The organism is Streptomyces tanashiensis, from assembly GCF_014648895.1.
Classification (GTDB): Bacteria; Actinomycetota; Actinomycetes; order Streptomycetales; family Streptomycetaceae; genus Streptomyces; species Streptomyces tanashiensis.
This window is the reverse complement of the sequence record NZ_BMRZ01000019.1, coordinates 62,543-77,629: the sequence shown is the minus strand read 5'-3', so window position 1 is coordinate 77,629 and position 15,087 is coordinate 62,543. Positions and strand designations below refer to the sequence as shown.

The 15,087-nt window shown below is 71.1% G+C and carries 11 protein-coding genes; 9 read left to right on the top strand and 2 right to left on the bottom strand.

The genetic code is table 11. From position 1 onward, the window contains the following. The first annotated feature begins 129 nt into the window (after positions 1-129). The 8 genes from IE237_RS34845 to IE237_RS34810 all read left to right on the top strand — a co-directional run bounded on the left by IE237_RS34845 (position 130) and on the right by IE237_RS34810 (position 9,885). Positions 130-1,644 (top strand): gamma-aminobutyraldehyde dehydrogenase, encoded by a 1,515-nt coding sequence (locus IE237_RS34845; protein ID WP_189806194.1) that lies wholly within the window; start codon positions 130-132, stop codon positions 1,642-1,644. 76 nt (positions 1,645-1,720) lie between these two features. Next, positions 1,721-2,968 (top strand): ABC transporter substrate-binding protein, encoded by a 1,248-nt coding sequence (locus IE237_RS34840; protein WP_189806193.1) that lies wholly within the window; start codon positions 1,721-1,723, stop codon positions 2,966-2,968. 43 nt (positions 2,969-3,011) lie between these two features. Continuing rightward, a complete protein-coding gene (locus IE237_RS34835) occupies positions 3,012-4,181 on the top strand; it encodes an ABC transporter ATP-binding protein (RefSeq protein WP_189806192.1) in 1,170 nt (389 codons plus the stop codon). Then, positions 4,178-5,110: an ABC transporter permease gene (locus IE237_RS34830; protein ID WP_189806191.1), complete on the top strand. Its 933-nt coding sequence runs from the start codon at positions 4,178-4,180 to the stop codon at positions 5,108-5,110. Before IE237_RS34835 ends, IE237_RS34830 begins: the two co-directional genes overlap by 4 nt. After that, on the top strand, positions 5,110-5,904 hold the full coding sequence (locus IE237_RS34825) for an ABC transporter permease (RefSeq protein WP_189806190.1): 795 nt from the start codon (positions 5,110-5,112) through the stop codon (positions 5,902-5,904). Before IE237_RS34830 ends, IE237_RS34825 begins: the two co-directional genes overlap by 1 nt. 36 nt (positions 5,905-5,940) lie before the next feature. After that, entirely contained in the window at positions 5,941-7,359 is a 1,419-nt protein-coding gene (locus tag IE237_RS34820) for an NAD(P)/FAD-dependent oxidoreductase (protein WP_189806189.1), read from the top strand. A 121-nt stretch (positions 7,360-7,480) separates the two neighbouring features. Then, a complete protein-coding gene (locus IE237_RS34815) occupies positions 7,481-7,960 on the top strand; it encodes a hypothetical protein (RefSeq protein WP_189806188.1) in 480 nt (159 codons plus the stop codon). Positions 7,961-8,067: 107 nt separating this feature from the next. After that, positions 8,068-9,885, top strand: a complete 1,818-nt coding sequence (locus IE237_RS34810; protein ID WP_189806187.1) for a chitinase — start codon at positions 8,068-8,070, stop codon at positions 9,883-9,885. Here the strand turns inward: IE237_RS34810 and IE237_RS34805 are convergent. Continuing rightward, positions 9,806-10,585 (bottom strand): phosphatase PAP2 family protein, encoded by a 780-nt coding sequence (locus IE237_RS34805; protein WP_229843876.1) that lies wholly within the window; start codon positions 10,583-10,585, stop codon positions 9,806-9,808. The two genes, IE237_RS34810 and IE237_RS34805, sit on opposite strands and share 80 nt — an antisense overlap. A 201-nt stretch (positions 10,586-10,786) precedes the next feature. After that, positions 10,787-12,121, bottom strand: a complete 1,335-nt coding sequence (gabT, locus tag IE237_RS34800; protein WP_189806185.1) for a 4-aminobutyrate--2-oxoglutarate transaminase — start codon at positions 12,119-12,121, stop codon at positions 10,787-10,789. Positions 12,122-12,411: 290 nt separating this feature from the next. Here gabT and IE237_RS34795 point away from each other — a divergent pair, with 290 nt between their 5' ends. Next, entirely contained in the window at positions 12,412-14,988 is a 2,577-nt protein-coding gene (locus IE237_RS34795) for an ATP/GTP-binding protein (RefSeq protein WP_189806184.1), read from the top strand. Positions 14,989-15,087 lie beyond the last annotated feature (99 nt).

Sequence of the window (15,087 nt, the reverse complement as noted above, 5' to 3'; positions counted from 1 at the left end):
CCGGCGGCCTCGACACATGGTCGACCGATTCCGTCGCGTAACCAAAAGGCAACAACGGAATCACTTGTTGGACCACTATCCCCATGCCAGGATCGGCACTCAATTCGAGCTGGGACAACGGAGAGCGTCATGAGCAACCGCTTCCAGGTGACGGACCGCTTCGCGGACGGCGCGCAGTACATCGGCGGAAAGCTCCGCGCCGGAACCTCAGGTCAGGAACACAGCGTGATCGACCCGGCGACGGGGAAGAGCGTCTACACGTACGCGCTCGCCTCCACCGCCGACGTGGACGAGGCCGTCGCCGCGGCCAAGGCCGCCTTCCCGGGCTGGGCGGGAGCCACCCCGGGCGAGCGCTCCGACGCCCTGCACCGCCTCGCCGGGGTCCTCGCCGACTGGGCGGAGGACATCGCCCGGGTCGAGTCCCTCCAGTGCGGCAAGCCGCTCAAGCTCACCACCGAGTTCGACGTGCCCGGCACGATCGACAACGCCGCCTTCTTCGCCGGGGCCGCCCGCCACCTCCAGGGCCAGTCGGCCGCCGAGTACAGCGGCGACCACACCTCGTACATCCGGCGCGAGCCGATCGGCGTCGTCGGCTCCATCGCCCCCTGGAACTACCCCCTCCAGATGGCCGCCTGGAAGATCCTCCCGGCGATCGCCGCCGGAAACACGATCGTCCTGAAGCCGGCCGAGCTGACCCCGCTCACCTCGATCATGTTCGCGCAGGCGGCGAAGGAGGCCGGTATCCCCGACGGTGTGATCAACATCGTCAGCGGCTCCGGGCGGGTCGTCGGTGAGCACCTCGTCGGCCACCCCGACGTCGTCATGACCTCCTTCACCGGCTCCACCCCGGTCGGCAAGCGGGTCGCCGAGGTCGCCACCGCCACCGTGAAGCGGCTCCACCTCGAACTCGGCGGCAAGGCCCCGTTCCTCGTCTTCGACGACGCCGACCTGGAGGCCGCCGCCCACGGCGCCGTCGCCGCCTCCCTCATCAACAGCGGCCAGGACTGCACCGCCGCCACGCGCGCGTACGTCCAGCGCCCGCTCTTCGACGCCTTCGTCGCCCGGGTCGCCGAGCTCATGGAGACCGTCCGCGTCGGCGACCCCTTCGCTTCCGACACCGACCTCGGTCCGCTCGTCAGCCACCGCCACCGCGACAGCGTCGCCGGCTTCGTCGAGCGGGCCCGCGGCTACGCCACGGTCGTCACCGGCGGAGAAGCCCCTGGTGGAGAGCTCGAGAACGGCGCATACTACCGTCCCACCCTGATCACCGGCGCCGCACAGGACAGCGAGGTCGTGCAGTCGGAGATCTTCGGTCCGGTCCTGGTGGCCCTGCCCTTCGACGGTGACGACGAGGGCATCCGGCTCGCCAACGACACCCCCTACGGCCTCGCCGCCTCCGCGTGGAGCCGTGACGTCTACCGGGCCAACCGTGCCACGCGGGAGATCAAGGCGGGTTGTGTGTGGGTCAACGACCACATCCCGATCATCAGCGAGATGCCCCACGGCGGCACCAAGGCCTCGGGTTACGGAAAGGACATGTCGGCGTACTCCTTCGAGGAGTACACGCAGGTCAAGCACGTGATGTTCGACAACACCGCGGTGGCGGCGAAGGATTGGCACCGCACGATCTTCGGGGACCGTTAGTAATCGATATGCGGCTACCGCCGCTCGGCGACCGCCGCCCGACCAGCGGCCCACCCATCCCGAAAGGGCACAGCGCATGGAGCAGTACGAGCCCGACAGCCTGTCCGCCGCGCAGCTGGCGGCGATACGGCGCAGCCTGACGAGCGGCCGGGGCGCCCTCAGCCGCCGTTCGATGCTGCGCGCGGGCGGCGTCGGCGCGCTCACGGTCGGCGGTCTCGCCGGCCTGAGCGCCTGTGGCATCCCGCCGGCGAAGCGGGAGGGCCAGGGCCCCGCCTCCACCGACGACTCGGCCAAGGAGAAGAGCGTCGCCTTCTCCAACTGGACCGAGTACATGGACGTCAGCGAGGACGAGAAGTCCCGTCCGACCCTGGAGGCGTTCGCGAAGCGCACCGGGATCAAGGTCAAGTACACCGAGGACATCAACGACAACGTCGAGTTCTTCGGCAAGATCAAGCCGCAGCTCGCGGCCGGCCAGGACACCGGCCGCGACCTGATATGCGTCACCGACTGGCTCGCCGCCCGCATCATCCGGCTCGGCTGGGCGCAGAAGCTCGACCCGGCCAACCTGCCCAACGCGTACGCGAACCTGTCCGCCCAGTTCCGCCGCCCCGACTGGGACCCGGGCCGGTCCTACTCGTACCCGTGGACGGGCATCTCGACCGTCATCGCGTACAACGTCAAGGCGACCGGCGGCAAGAAGGTCGACTCGGTCACCCAGCTCCTCGACGACCCCGCGCTCAAGGGCCGGGTCGGCTTCCTCACCGAGATGCGCGACTCCGTCGGCATGACCCTGCTCGACATGGGCAAGGACCCGGGGAACTTCACGGACGCCGACTACGACGCGGCGATCGGGCGCCTCCAGAAGGGCGTCGACAAGAAGCAGATACGCCGCTTCACCGGCAACGACTACACCTCCGACCTGGACAAGGGCGACATCGCCGCCTGCCTCGCCTGGGCCGGCGACATCATCCAGCTCCAGGCCGACAACCCGGACATCAAGTACTCCATACCGTCCGCCGGATACATCACCTCCAGCGACAACCTGCTCGTCCCCGCGCAGTCCCGGCACAAGGCGAACGCCGAGAAGCTCATCGACTACTACTTCGAGCTTCCCGTCGCCGCCCAGCTCGCCGCGTACATCAACTACGTCTGCCCCGTCGACGGGGTGAAGGACGAGCTCGCCAAGATCGACCCCGAGCTCGCGAACAACACGCTGATCCTCCCGGACAAGGCCATGGCCAAGAAGTCGCACGCCTTCCGCTCGCTCAGCAGCGCGGAGGAGACGGCGTACGAGGAGAAGTTCGCCAAGCTCATCGGCGCCTGAGTCCGGCCTCGTCCACCTCTCTCACTCCCTGGGACCGCAACCCATGACTGACAAGACTGCTCACACCGGAAAGAACACTGGCGGCGGCGACGTCCGTCTCACCGGGATCAGCAAGTCGTACGGCTCGTTCACCGCCGTCCACCCGCTGGACCTGACCGTCCCGCAGGGCTCCTTCTTCGCCCTGCTCGGCGCCTCCGGCTGCGGAAAGACCACCACGCTGCGCATGATCGCCGGCCTGGAGGACCCGACCACCGGCACCGTCTTCCTCGGCGACAAGGACGTCACCGACCTCCCGCCGTACAAGCGGCCGGTCAACACCGTCTTCCAGTCCTACGCGCTCTTCCCGCACATGGACATATCCGAGAACATCGCCTTCGGCCTCCGCCGGCGCGGCATCAAGTCGGTGAAGAAGCAGGTCGACGACATGCTGGAGCTCGTCCAGCTCGGCGACAAGGCGCGGCACAAGCCGCACCAGCTCTCCGGCGGCCAGCAGCAGCGCGTCGCCGTCGCCCGCGCGCTCATCAACCACCCGCAGGTGCTGCTCCTCGACGAGCCGCTCGGCGCCCTCGACCTCAAGCTGCGCCGCCAGATGCAGCTGGAGCTCAAGCGGATCCAGACCGAGGTCGGCATCACCTTCGTGCACGTCACCCACGACCAGGAGGAGGCCATGACGATGGCCGACCAGGTCGCGGTGATGAACGGCGGCCGGGTCGAGCAGCTCGGCGCTCCCGCCGACCTGTACGAGAACCCGCAGACCACCTTCGTCGCCAACTTCCTCGGCACCTCGAACCTGATCGAGGCCGAGGTCGTCGAGACCGGCGCCGACGTGATCGTCACGGCCGGCGGCGGCAAGCTCCGCGTCCCCGGCGACCGCTGTACCTCCGCCGTCCGCCAGGGCGGCAAGGTGCTCGTGGGCGTCCGCCCGGAGAAGATCTCGCTCACGCACGCCGACGACGCGGGCTCGATCGCCGACGGCCGCAACCGGGTGACCGGCCGGATCGCCGACTCCTCCTTCATCGGAGTCTCCACCCAGTACGTGGTGAACAGCCCGGCGGGCGCGGAGCTCCAGGTCTACGAGCAGAACATCGAGCGGGACACCCGGCTCGTCCCCGGTGCCGAGGTCGTCCTGCACTGGAACCCGGCCCACACCTTCGGCCTCGACGCCGCCCAGGACATCGACGCGGGCGTCGAGACGGTGGAGGACGCCGGATGAGCACCTCCACCCTGACGAAGGAGGACGCGGCACCGGTCGAAGAGCCGGTTCTGCGCAAGCCCTCCGCCCGCAAGCGGCTCGTCCCGTACTGGCTGCTGCTGCCCGGCATCATCTGGCTGGTCGTCTTCTTCGCGCTGCCGATGATCTACCAGGCCTCGACCTCGGTCCAGACCGGCTCCCTGGAGAAGGGCTTCGAGGTCACCTGGCACTTCCAGACCTACTGGGACGCCTTCCAGGAATACTGGCCGCAGTTCATCCGCTCCCTGCTGTACGCCGGGACCGCGACCCTGCTCTGCCTCCTGCTCGGCTACCCGCTGGCCTACCTGATCGCCTTCAAGGCCGGCCGCTGGCGCAACCTGCTCCTCGTCCTCGTCATCGCGCCCTTCTTCACCAGCTTCCTCATCCGCACGCTCGCGTGGAAGACGATCCTGGCCGACGACAGCGTGGTGGTCGAGGCGCTCAACGCCCTCCACTTCCTGGACGTCACCAGCTGGCTCGGCTGGACCGAGGGCGACCGCGTGCTCGCCACCCCGATGGCGGTCGTCTGCGGTCTCACGTACAACTTCCTGCCCTTCATGATCCTGCCCCTCTACACCTCCCTGGAGCGGATCGACGGCCGGCTGCACGAGGCCGCGCAGGACCTGTACGCCTCCCCGGCCACCACCTTCCGCAAGGTGACCTTCCCGCTGTCGATGCCCGGCGTCGTCTCCGGCACCCTGCTCACCTTCATCCCGGCGAGCGGCGACTACGTCAACGCCGAACTGCTCGGCTCGACCGACACCAAGATGGTCGGAAACGTCATCCAGTCGCAGTTCCTGCGCGTGCTCGACTACCCGACGGCGGCCGCGCTCTCCTTCATCCTCATGGCGATCGTGCTGGGCATGGTCACCGTGTACATCCGCCGTGCCGGAACGGAGGACCTGGTCTGATGCGCTGGATACGACGCAACCTCGTCGTCATCGCGGGCCTGCTGACGCTCGCGTACATGATCCTGCCGAACCTCGTGGTGATGGCGTTCTCCTTCAACCGGCCGAAGGGACGCTTCAACTACTCCTGGCAGGAGTTCTCCCTCGACGCCTGGAAGGACCCCTGCGGCGTCGCCGACATGTGCGAGTCGCTCTCGCTCTCGCTCCAGCTCGCCGCCTGGGCGACGCTCGGCGCGGTCGTGCTCGGCACGATGATCGCCTTCGCGCTGGTCCGCTACCGCTTCCGGGCGCGCGGCGCGATCAACTCGCTGATCTTCCTGCCGATGGCGATGCCCGAGGTCGTCATGGCCGCCTCGCTGCTCACGCTCTTCCTCAACATGGGGATCGAGCTGGGCTTCTGGACGGTCCTGATCGCCCACATCATGTTCTGCCTGTCGTTCGTCGTGACGGCGGTCAAGGCCCGGGTCATGTCCATGGACCCGCGCCTGGAGGAAGCCGCGCGCGACCTCTACGCGGGACCGACGCAGACCTTCCTGCGCGTGACCCTGCCGATCGCCGCGCCCGGCATCGCCGCCGGCGCGCTGCTCGCCTTCGCGCTCTCGTTCGACGACTTCATCATCACCAACTTCAACGCGGGCTCCACCGTCACCTTCCCCATGTTCGTCTGGGGCTCGGCGCAGCGTGGAACCCCCGTTCAGATCAACGTCATCGGCACCGCGATGTTCGTCCTCGCGGTACTGGTGGTCGTGGCCGGGCAAATGATTACGAACCGGCGCAAGAAAACAGCAACAGCCTGACCGTCCGTCGGTCAGGCACCGAAGGAGTTGGAAACCATGGCCCCAGTCGCCATGCGTCTCGCTGCACAATCTCTCTCCGACGCCCAGCCCGTCCCCTTCTGGCTGGAAGACCCCGGCAAGCCCGGAGCCCTGCCCGCCCTCACCGGCACCGAGAAGTGCGATCTCCTCGTGGTCGGCGGCGGATACAGCGGACTGTGGACCGCGCTCCTCGCCAAGGAGCGCGACCCCTCCCGGGATGTCGTCCTGATCGAAGGCCGCGAGGTGGGCTGGGCCGCCTCGGGCCGCAACGGAGGCTTCTGCGCGGCCTCCCTCACCCACGGCTTCGGCAACGGGCTCGCCCGCTGGCCGGGCGAGCTGCCGAAGCTGGAGCGGCTCGGCGAGCAGAACCTCGACGCCATCGAGGAGGCCGTCGCCCGCTACGCGCTGGACTGCGACTTCGAGCGCACCGGCGAGATCGACGTCGCCACCGAGCCGTACCAGGTCGAGGAACTCGCCGAGGTGTACGAGGAGCTCGACCGGCTCGGGCTCGCGGACGGCGTCGAACTCCTCGACCGGGACGCCGTACGGGCCGAGGTCGACTCGCCGACCTTCCTCGGCGGCATGTGGGACAAGCGCGGCGTCGCCATGCTCCACCCGGCCAAGCTGGCCTGGGGCCTGAAGCGGGCCTGCCTCGACCTGGGCGTCCGGATCTACGAGAACACCCCCGGTCTGCAGCTGGTGTCGGTCGGCGCCGGCATGGGCGTCCGCACCCCGTACGGCAAGGTCGTCGCCGGCCGGGTCGCGCTCGGCACCAACGTCTTCCCGTCGCTGGTCAAGCGCGTCCGGGCGTACACCGTCCCGGTCTACGACTACGCCCTGATGACCGAGCCGCTCAGCCCCGAGCAGCTCGCCTCCATCGGCTGGAAGAACCGGCAGGGGCTCGGCGACTCCGCGAACCAGTTCCACTACTTCCGGATCACCGCCGACCACCGCATCCTGTGGGGCGGCTACGACGCGATCTACCCGTACGGCGGCAAGGTCAGCGCCGAGATGGACCACCGCCCGGAGACGTACCTCAAGCTCGCCGAGCACTTCTTCCGCTGCTTCCCGCAGCTGGAGGGACTCCGCTTCAGCCACGCCTGGGGCGGCGCGATCGACACCTGCTCGCGCTTCTCCGCCTTCTTCGGCACGGCCCACCAGGGGAAGGTGGCGTACGCGGCCGGGTTCACCGGCCTCGGCGTCGGCGCCACCCGCTTCGGCGGGGACGTGATGCTCGACCTGCTCGCGGGGGAGCGCACCGAGCGCACCGACCTGGAGATGGTCCGCTCCAAGCCGCTGCCGTTCCCGCCCGAGCCGGTGGCCTGGGCCGGCATCGGCATCACCAAGTGGTCGCTCGCCCGCGCCGACGAGAACGGCGGCCGGCGCAACCTGTGGCTGAAGGCCATGGACCGGCTCGGCCTCGGCTTCGACAGCTGACGGACGAACCGGAGAGTGACGCAGGTCACAAGCGGCGAGTAGGCGAAGCCGCGTAAGAGAAGCCCCCGTACCCGCTCTCTCCGTGTGGACACCGTGTCCACACGGAGAGGAGAACGTCGCGATGACTGGTACGGGGGCTTCTGGCGCCAGGGCCGCGGTGGAATGGCTGGCCTCGGTCGCGCCGGATCCCGAGGCCTGCCGGTGGGAGTGGGAGCGCAACCCCCACGGGGTCGCGCTGCTGCCCGCCGGCAGGCGCTGGGACGTACTGATCCTGCCGGGGGACCTCGGTCGCCCCACGCTCGACGTGCTGAGCCGCCTCGTGGACCGCCCGGGCCCGGTCCTGGCCGACTTCGGCGACGCCCGGACGGGCTTCTTCGTCCCGCCGGGAACGGCCGCCCGCTGGCTCGGCACCGGGGTGCGCGGCGCGGGCGCCGGCACCTGGATCGTCGTCCCGTACCCGGGGCGGGCGACCGGTGCGGCGCACTGGCTGGTGGCGCCGGACGGCCTGGGCACCCTCACGGACCCCTCGCTCCTGGAACTGGCGATGCACGAGGCGGCGGGCCGACTGGCCAGGGAGGACCGGGGGTCGGGGGCCGTCTGAGCGGAGCCCCGGGCCGCATGGAGGTCTACAGAGGTCTTGACCACTCGATTGGTCTGGACCATGCTGTGGCGCGCTCCACCTCGATTCCCCCACCCCCGGAGGCAGTTGTGGACCGCACCAGACCCCTCACCCTGTTGTTGGCGGGCTCCCTCGCCGCCGGCGGGCTCCTCGCACTCACCCCCGCGGCCCAGGCCGCCGACACCGAACTCGCCCGCAACGGCGGCTTCGAGGCCGGCCTCGACGGCTGGACCTGCACGGCGGGCAGCGGCGCCGTCGTCCCGTCACCGGTGCACGGCGGGACGAAGGCGCTCCAGGCCACCCCGGCCGGCAGCGACAACGCCAAGTGCTCCCAGACCGTCACCGTGAAGCCCGGCTCCACGTACACGCTCAGCGGCTGGGTCCGCGGCAGCTACGTCTACCTCGGCGCCTCCGGCACCGGCACCACCGACGTCTCCACCTGGACGGGCTCCGCCCCCGACTGGCAGAAGCTCACCACCTCGTTCACCACGGGCGCCTCGACCACCTCGGTCACGATCTACACCCACGGCTGGTACGGCACCCCCGCCTACCAGGCCGACGACCTCTCCCTGTACGGCCCCGGCGGCGACCCGGTGCAGATCCCGGCCGCTCCCGCCGGCCTCACGGCGGGCTCCCCGACCTCCACCTCCGTGCCGCTGACCTGGACCGCGGTCTCCGGCGCCACCTCGTACAACATCTACCAGGGGTCCACCAGGGTCCAGACGGTCACCGCCCCCTCGGCCACCGTCTCCGGCCTCACGGCCTCCACCCCGTACACCTTCCAGGTCACCGCCGTGAACAGCGCCGGCGAATCCCCGAAGTCCCCCGCGGTCACCGCGACCACCACCTCCGGCGGCGGAGGGGGCGGGGGCGGCCTCCCCGCGCACGCCCTCGTCGGCTACCTCCACGCCAGCTTCGCCAACGGCTCCGGCTACACCCGCATGGCCGACGTCCCCGACTCCTGGGACGTCATCAACCTCGCCTTCGGCGAACCGACCTCGGTGACCTCCGGCGACATCCGCTTCAGCCTCTGCCCGGCGACCGAGTGCCCCGGCGTCGAATCGCCCGCCGACTTCAAGGCGGCGATCAAGGCCAAGCAGGCCGCCGGCAAGAAGGTCCTCATCTCCATCGGCGGCCAGAACGGCCAGGTGCAGCTCTCCACCACCGCGGCCCGCGACACCTTCGTCTCCTCCGTCTCGAAGATCATCGACGAGTACGGCCTCGACGGCCTCGACATCGACTTCGAGGGCCACTCGCTCTCGCTCCAGACCGGCGACACCGACTTCCGGAACCCGACCAGCCCGGTCGTCGTCAACCTGATCCAGGCGGTCAAGACCCTCAAGGCCAAGTACGGCGCGAAGTTCGTCCTGACGATGGCCCCGGAGACCTTCTTCGTCCAGCTCGGCTACCAGTACTACGGCTCCGGCCCCTGGGGCGGCCAGGACCCGCGCGCCGGCGCCTACCTGCCGGTCATCCACGCCCTGCGCGACGACCTGACGCTGCTCCACGTCCAGGACTACAACTCGGGCTCCATCATGGGCCTCGACAACCAGTACCACTCGATGGGCGGCGCCGACTTCCACATCGCCATGACCGACATGCTCCTCACCGGCTTCCCCGTCGCCGGCAACACGGACCGCTTCTTCCCGGCGCTCCGCCCCGAGCAGGTCGCCATCGGCCTCCCCGCCTCCACCCAGGCGGGCAACGGCCACACCGCACCGGCCGAGGTGAACAAGGCCCTGGACTGCCTCACGAAGAAGACGAACTGCGGCAGCTACCAGACCCACGGGACCTGGCCGGCCCTGCGCGGCCTGATGACCTGGTCGATCAACTGGGACCGCTACAACCAGTGGCAGTTCTCGCAGAACTTCGACACGTACTTCGGGAACGCTGCCAACTGGAGCTGACGGCCAGCACGATCAGCGAGAGGCAGAGACTGGCGAACACGTCCAGCGGCCAGTGGAAGCCCCGAAGGATCAGCCCGGTCCCCGTCACCGCCGTCAGCACGGCGGCGACGGGGATCAGGCGGTTCGAGACCAGGAAGGCCGCACCGAAGTAGGCGACCGCCGCGGTGGCCGTGTGGCCCGAGGGGTAGTAGCCCTGGGCCCAGGGCTCCAGCGGTCCGGGACGCGCGGTCCACTCCTTCAGCGGTATCACCAGGAGCGGCACGGCGGCCATGGCGAGCCCGGCGTACAGGGCGGCGGCGCGGCGGCCCCGCCACACCGCGTACGCCATCGCGCAGGCGAGGACGGGCAGGGCGACCGTCATGTTGCCGAGGTCGGAGGCGAGTTCGGAGAGGCACCGGGGGACCGTGTCCACCAAGGACCGGGACACCCGCTCGTCGAGCCTGGCCAAGGGGCCGTGGACGAGCACCTGCCAGGTCACGACGGCGAGGGCGACGAGCGCCGAGAAGAGAGCCGGCCGCCCTGGAACAGGGGGGGTGGTTCCAGAGCGGCCGAGGGGACCGGGCTGCCGCGCGCCCCGGGGGGTGTGGGGCGGGCGGCCATCCGATCGGTGAGGAGTTCCGGGGCACGAGGCCCCGGTGGTGTGCGCGAAGGCACGGTGTGGGCGGGGCTGGGGAGGCTCCGCCCGGGGTGTTTCTCTCATCTGCAGAAACCGTACGTCACGAAACGGGGGGCCGGCAGCGGGAAACGCATCCCGCCATCGGCCCCCCACAGAGTCTTCACACGGAGCGTCAGATCCGCGATCCGATCCGACCATCGATCAGATCGGCGATCCGACCATCGATCAGATCGGCGATCCGACAGCCGACCGGATCGGCGATCCGACGGCCGACCGGATCTGCGATCAGATCTGCGCGAGCGCGGCCTCGATGACGTCCAGGCCCTCGTTCAGCAGGTCCTCGCCGATGACCAGCGGCGGCAGGAAGCGCAGCACGTTGCCGTAGGTGCCACAGGTGAGGACGAGCACGCCCTCGTTGTGGCAGTACTTGGCGAGCGCGGCGGCGGCCTCGGCGTACGGCTCCTTGGTGACCGGGTCCTTCACCAGCTCGATGGCGATCATGGCGCCGCGGCCGCGGATGTCACCGATGGCCGGGAACTTCTCCTGCATGGCGGTGAGGCGGGCCTTCATGACCTCCTCGATGCGCTTGGCCTTGCCGTTGAGGTCGAGCTCCTTCATCGTCTCGATGGCACCGAGCGCACCGGCGCAGGCCACCGGGTTGCCGCCGTAGGTGCCGCCCAGACCGCCGCCGTGGACGGAGTCCATGATCTCGGCGCGGCCGGTGACGGCGGCGAGCGGCAGACCGCCCGCGATGCCCTTGGCGGTGGTGATGAGGTCCGGGACGATGCCCTCGTCCTCACAGGCGAACCACTGGCCGGTACGGCAGAAGCCGGCCTGGATCTCGTCCGCGACGAAGACGATGCCGTTGTCGTTGGCGAACTTCACGATCGCCGGCAGGAAGCCCTTGGCCGGCTCGATGAAGCCACCCTCGCCGAGGACCGGCTCGATGACGATCGCGGCGACGTTCTCGGCGCCGATCTGCTTGGTGATGTTGTCGATCGCCTGGGCGGCGGCCTCGGGACCGCAGTTCTCGGCACCGGTGGGCCAGCGGTAGCCGTAGGCGACCGGCACGCGGTAGACCTCGGGCGCGAACGGGCCGAAGCCCTGCTTGTACGGCATGTTCTTCGCCGTCATGCCCATGGTGAGGTTGGTACGGCCGTGGTAGCCGTGGTCGAAGACGACGACGGCCTGGCGCTTGGTGTACGAACGGGCGATCTTCACCGCGTTCTCGACGGCCTCGGCGCCCGAGTTGAACAGCGCGGACTTCTTGGCGTGGTCGCCCGGGGTCAGCTCGGCGAGCGCCTCGCAGACCTCCACGTAACCCTCGTACGGCGTCACCATGAAACAGGTGTGGGTGAAGTCCTGGAGCTGCGCGGCGGCGCGGCGCACGACGGCCTCGGCGGAGGCACCGACCGAGGTCACGGCGATGCCGGAGCCGAAGTCGATCAGGCGGTTGCCGTCGACGTCCTCGATGATGCCGCCGCCGGCCCGCTTGGTGAAGACGGGCAGCGTCGAGCCGACGCCACCGGCGACCGTGTCGAGACGGCGGGCCTGAAGCTCCTGCGACTTCGGACCGGGGATGGCGGTGACGACGCGCCGCTCCTGCGGGACAGCGTTCATGCGTGGCTCCTGGGGGTGGTTCTGGACGCACTTGCGGGTTTCCTCCGCAGGCTAGGCGCGGGGGAGGGGGAGAGGCATGCGCCGATCGGGAGTGATGGGGGGTGTGTCGTTGTCCGGGATGGACATGGCGGCTCCGGTTCCGTGCGCCGGAACGTCCCCGACCCGTCCCCGGACGACTCGGGCCGGTCCTCGGCCGTACGGGTGGTCGAATCCCCTCCCGGGGGCTCCCGGCCCACTAGATTGACGGTGGCACAGACGCGGCGACCTGGCTGGTCAGGGGGCAGGGGTTCATGGAGACCGACGGCACGTACGAGTCACGCGACACCAGGGGGGGCGCGGTACCGCGCCCGGCGGCGCCGCCGACCGACGGCCGGGCCGCGCACCCCGACGCCCCCGCACACGTACCGGCCCCGCCGCGCACGCCGCCGAGGCCGACGACCGCGCCCGGGACGCCGGTGCCCGGGACTGTGACACCTGGGACTGTGGCGCCTGGGGTGGCGGCTGTCGGCGGCTCCGCGGCCGCCGGGACGGGCCCCGCCGCTCCCGCCGCCGCGGGGGCCGTTCCCGGTGCTCCCGTCGCCGCCGGGGCCGTCGCCCCTCCCGTCGTCGCCTGGCTCGACGCCCCGCGGCCGGAGACCGCGCCCGGGATCTGGCGGTTCCGGCACGTGCCACCGCCGCCGCCCCGCGAGGCGCGGAAGCTCGCGCCCGTCACCGTGGCCGGGCTGCTGATCCCGCTCGTGATCGGACTCCTGCTCTGGTCGGCCTGGCGGCGCGGGGCCGTCCCCTACCAGTGGATCCCGCTCGCCACCTTCACCCCCGCCGACTGGTGGTACGGCGGAGGCACCTCACCCCGTGACTGGCACGGCGCCGAGGCACACGTCGTCTACGACGGGGTCTTCTTCGCCGTCCTGGTCTACGCGATCGCCCGCCTCGGAGCCTGGGCCGAACTCTCCCGCCACCTCCTCGCCGACCGCCGCCCGCCCGTGCGCGCCGCGCTCACGGCGGGCGCCGCGCTGATCGTCCTGACGTTCGTCTGGCCGGAGGCCTTCCCCGGCGTCGGCTGGGACGCGCTGCCGGTCGTCGCGCCGCTGCTCTCCCTCGTGGTGCTCCTCGGCGGCGGGTACGACGTCCTCACCTCGCCGGCCCTCGTCTACACCCTGTACGCCCTGATCACGGCCGCCGTGCTCTGGCCCTTCGCCCGCCTCGGCGACTGGCCCGGCCTGGTCCGGGGACGGCTCAGGGCCCGCGCCGCCGCCACGGCGGACGGCACCCCGCCGCCCCTCGACCCGGCAGCGCCCGTACCGCTCTCGCAGTGGCCCGAGCTGCGGGCGGCCGGCGGGCGGCCGGCGGCGGACCTGCTCGCCGCCGAGCTCTACGCCGGGCGCATGAACGACGTCGACTGCGCCCGCGTACGCCGAAGCGTGGAGCGGGGACGGACGCACGGAGGCGGCCTCGCCTCCTTCGTCGACACCGTGCTCCGACAGGGCGCCGCGGCCGGGGCGCACCCCTCGGGCGACCGCGACCTGCCGGGCCGCGCCGCCACCCACGACCTCCTCCTCGGACAGGTCCGCATCGGCCGCTGCGTGGCCGAGGAGCGGAACCCGGCCGCCTACCGGGGTGTGGGCCTCGCCCTCGAACCGGCCGCGCTCGCCACCTCCCTGCTGGTCGTGGGCCCCTCCGGCGCCGGGAAGACCACGCGGCTGACCGGCCCGGTCGTCGAGTCGCTGACCCTGCAGGCCCTCACCGGCGCCTGCGCGGTCGTCGCCGTGGGCACGGCGGACGCGCCGCTCGGCCCGGACGCCGCGTACGACGTCGTGGTCCGGCCGGGCGACCCGGCCTCGCCGTACGACCTCGACCTGTACGCGGGCCTCGGCGACCCCGACGAGGCGGCCGCGCTGCTCGCGGAGGGCCTCGTGGGCGACGTCGAGAACCTCGACGCCCGGCGGGCCGCCACCGTCCTCGCCCAGCTCATCGGCCCCTACCGGGCGGCGCATGGCCGCTTCCCGTCCGTGCCGGTGCTCCGTGAGCTCCTCGAAGCGGGCCCGGAGACGCTGACCGCGCTCCTCGACCGGCTGCCGGCCGACGGCACGGCCATGCGCCGCGAGCTGGAGGCCCGGATCCGGCAGGCCGGCACCTCCGCCGACGCCGGGCCGCTCCTCGCGGACCGCCTCTCGCTGCTCGACCGGCCGGCCTTCGCCGAGTTCTTCGGCGCGGACGGGAGCGACGTGCGGCCCTTCTCGCTGAAGTCCGTCGTCCACCACCCGCTGCGCGTCCGGATCAAGCTTCCCGAGCGCGGCCACGAGGAGGCCTCGCGACTCCTCGCCCGGCTGGTCCTCGCCCAGTTCCTGGCGGCGGCCCGGACCGGCGCCAAGCGCGCGCACTTCGTCTCCCTCGTCCTCGACGACGCCACCGGGGCGCTCACCGCGGGCACCGTGCGCTCCCTCCAGCGGCTGCGTCCGCACGACGCCGGTGTCGTCCTGGGGCTCCGTACCCTCGGCGAGGTGCCCGAGGCCCTGCACGGCCCGCTGTTCGGCGCGGTCGGCTGCCGGGTGGCGCTCTCCGGCATCACCACCTGGGACGGCCGGGGCTTCGCCGAGACGTGGGGCAAGGAGTGGGTCGAGACCACCGAGGTGGCGCACCACACGGTCTTCGCCGACCAGCCGATGACCCGGTTCATCCACGCTGTCCGCAAGAGGGTCACCGGCAAGGCCGTCACCACGGACGCGGTCACGACCCGGAAGGTCGAGCGGGAGCGGTGGTCCGCGTCCGAGCTCGCGCATTCCGTGCCGCCCGGTCACGCCGTCGTGTCCCTGACCACGGCCCAGGGCGCGCACACCCCACCGGTCCTCGTCGACCTGCGCGGCTGACCCGTCTCACCCCTCGCGCGGCTGAGCGCGCTCCCGGTGGCCCTGGCACAATCGGGGGCGCCGCTCGGCTGAGCGGTGCCCCCCGCCGCTGTGCGCGGC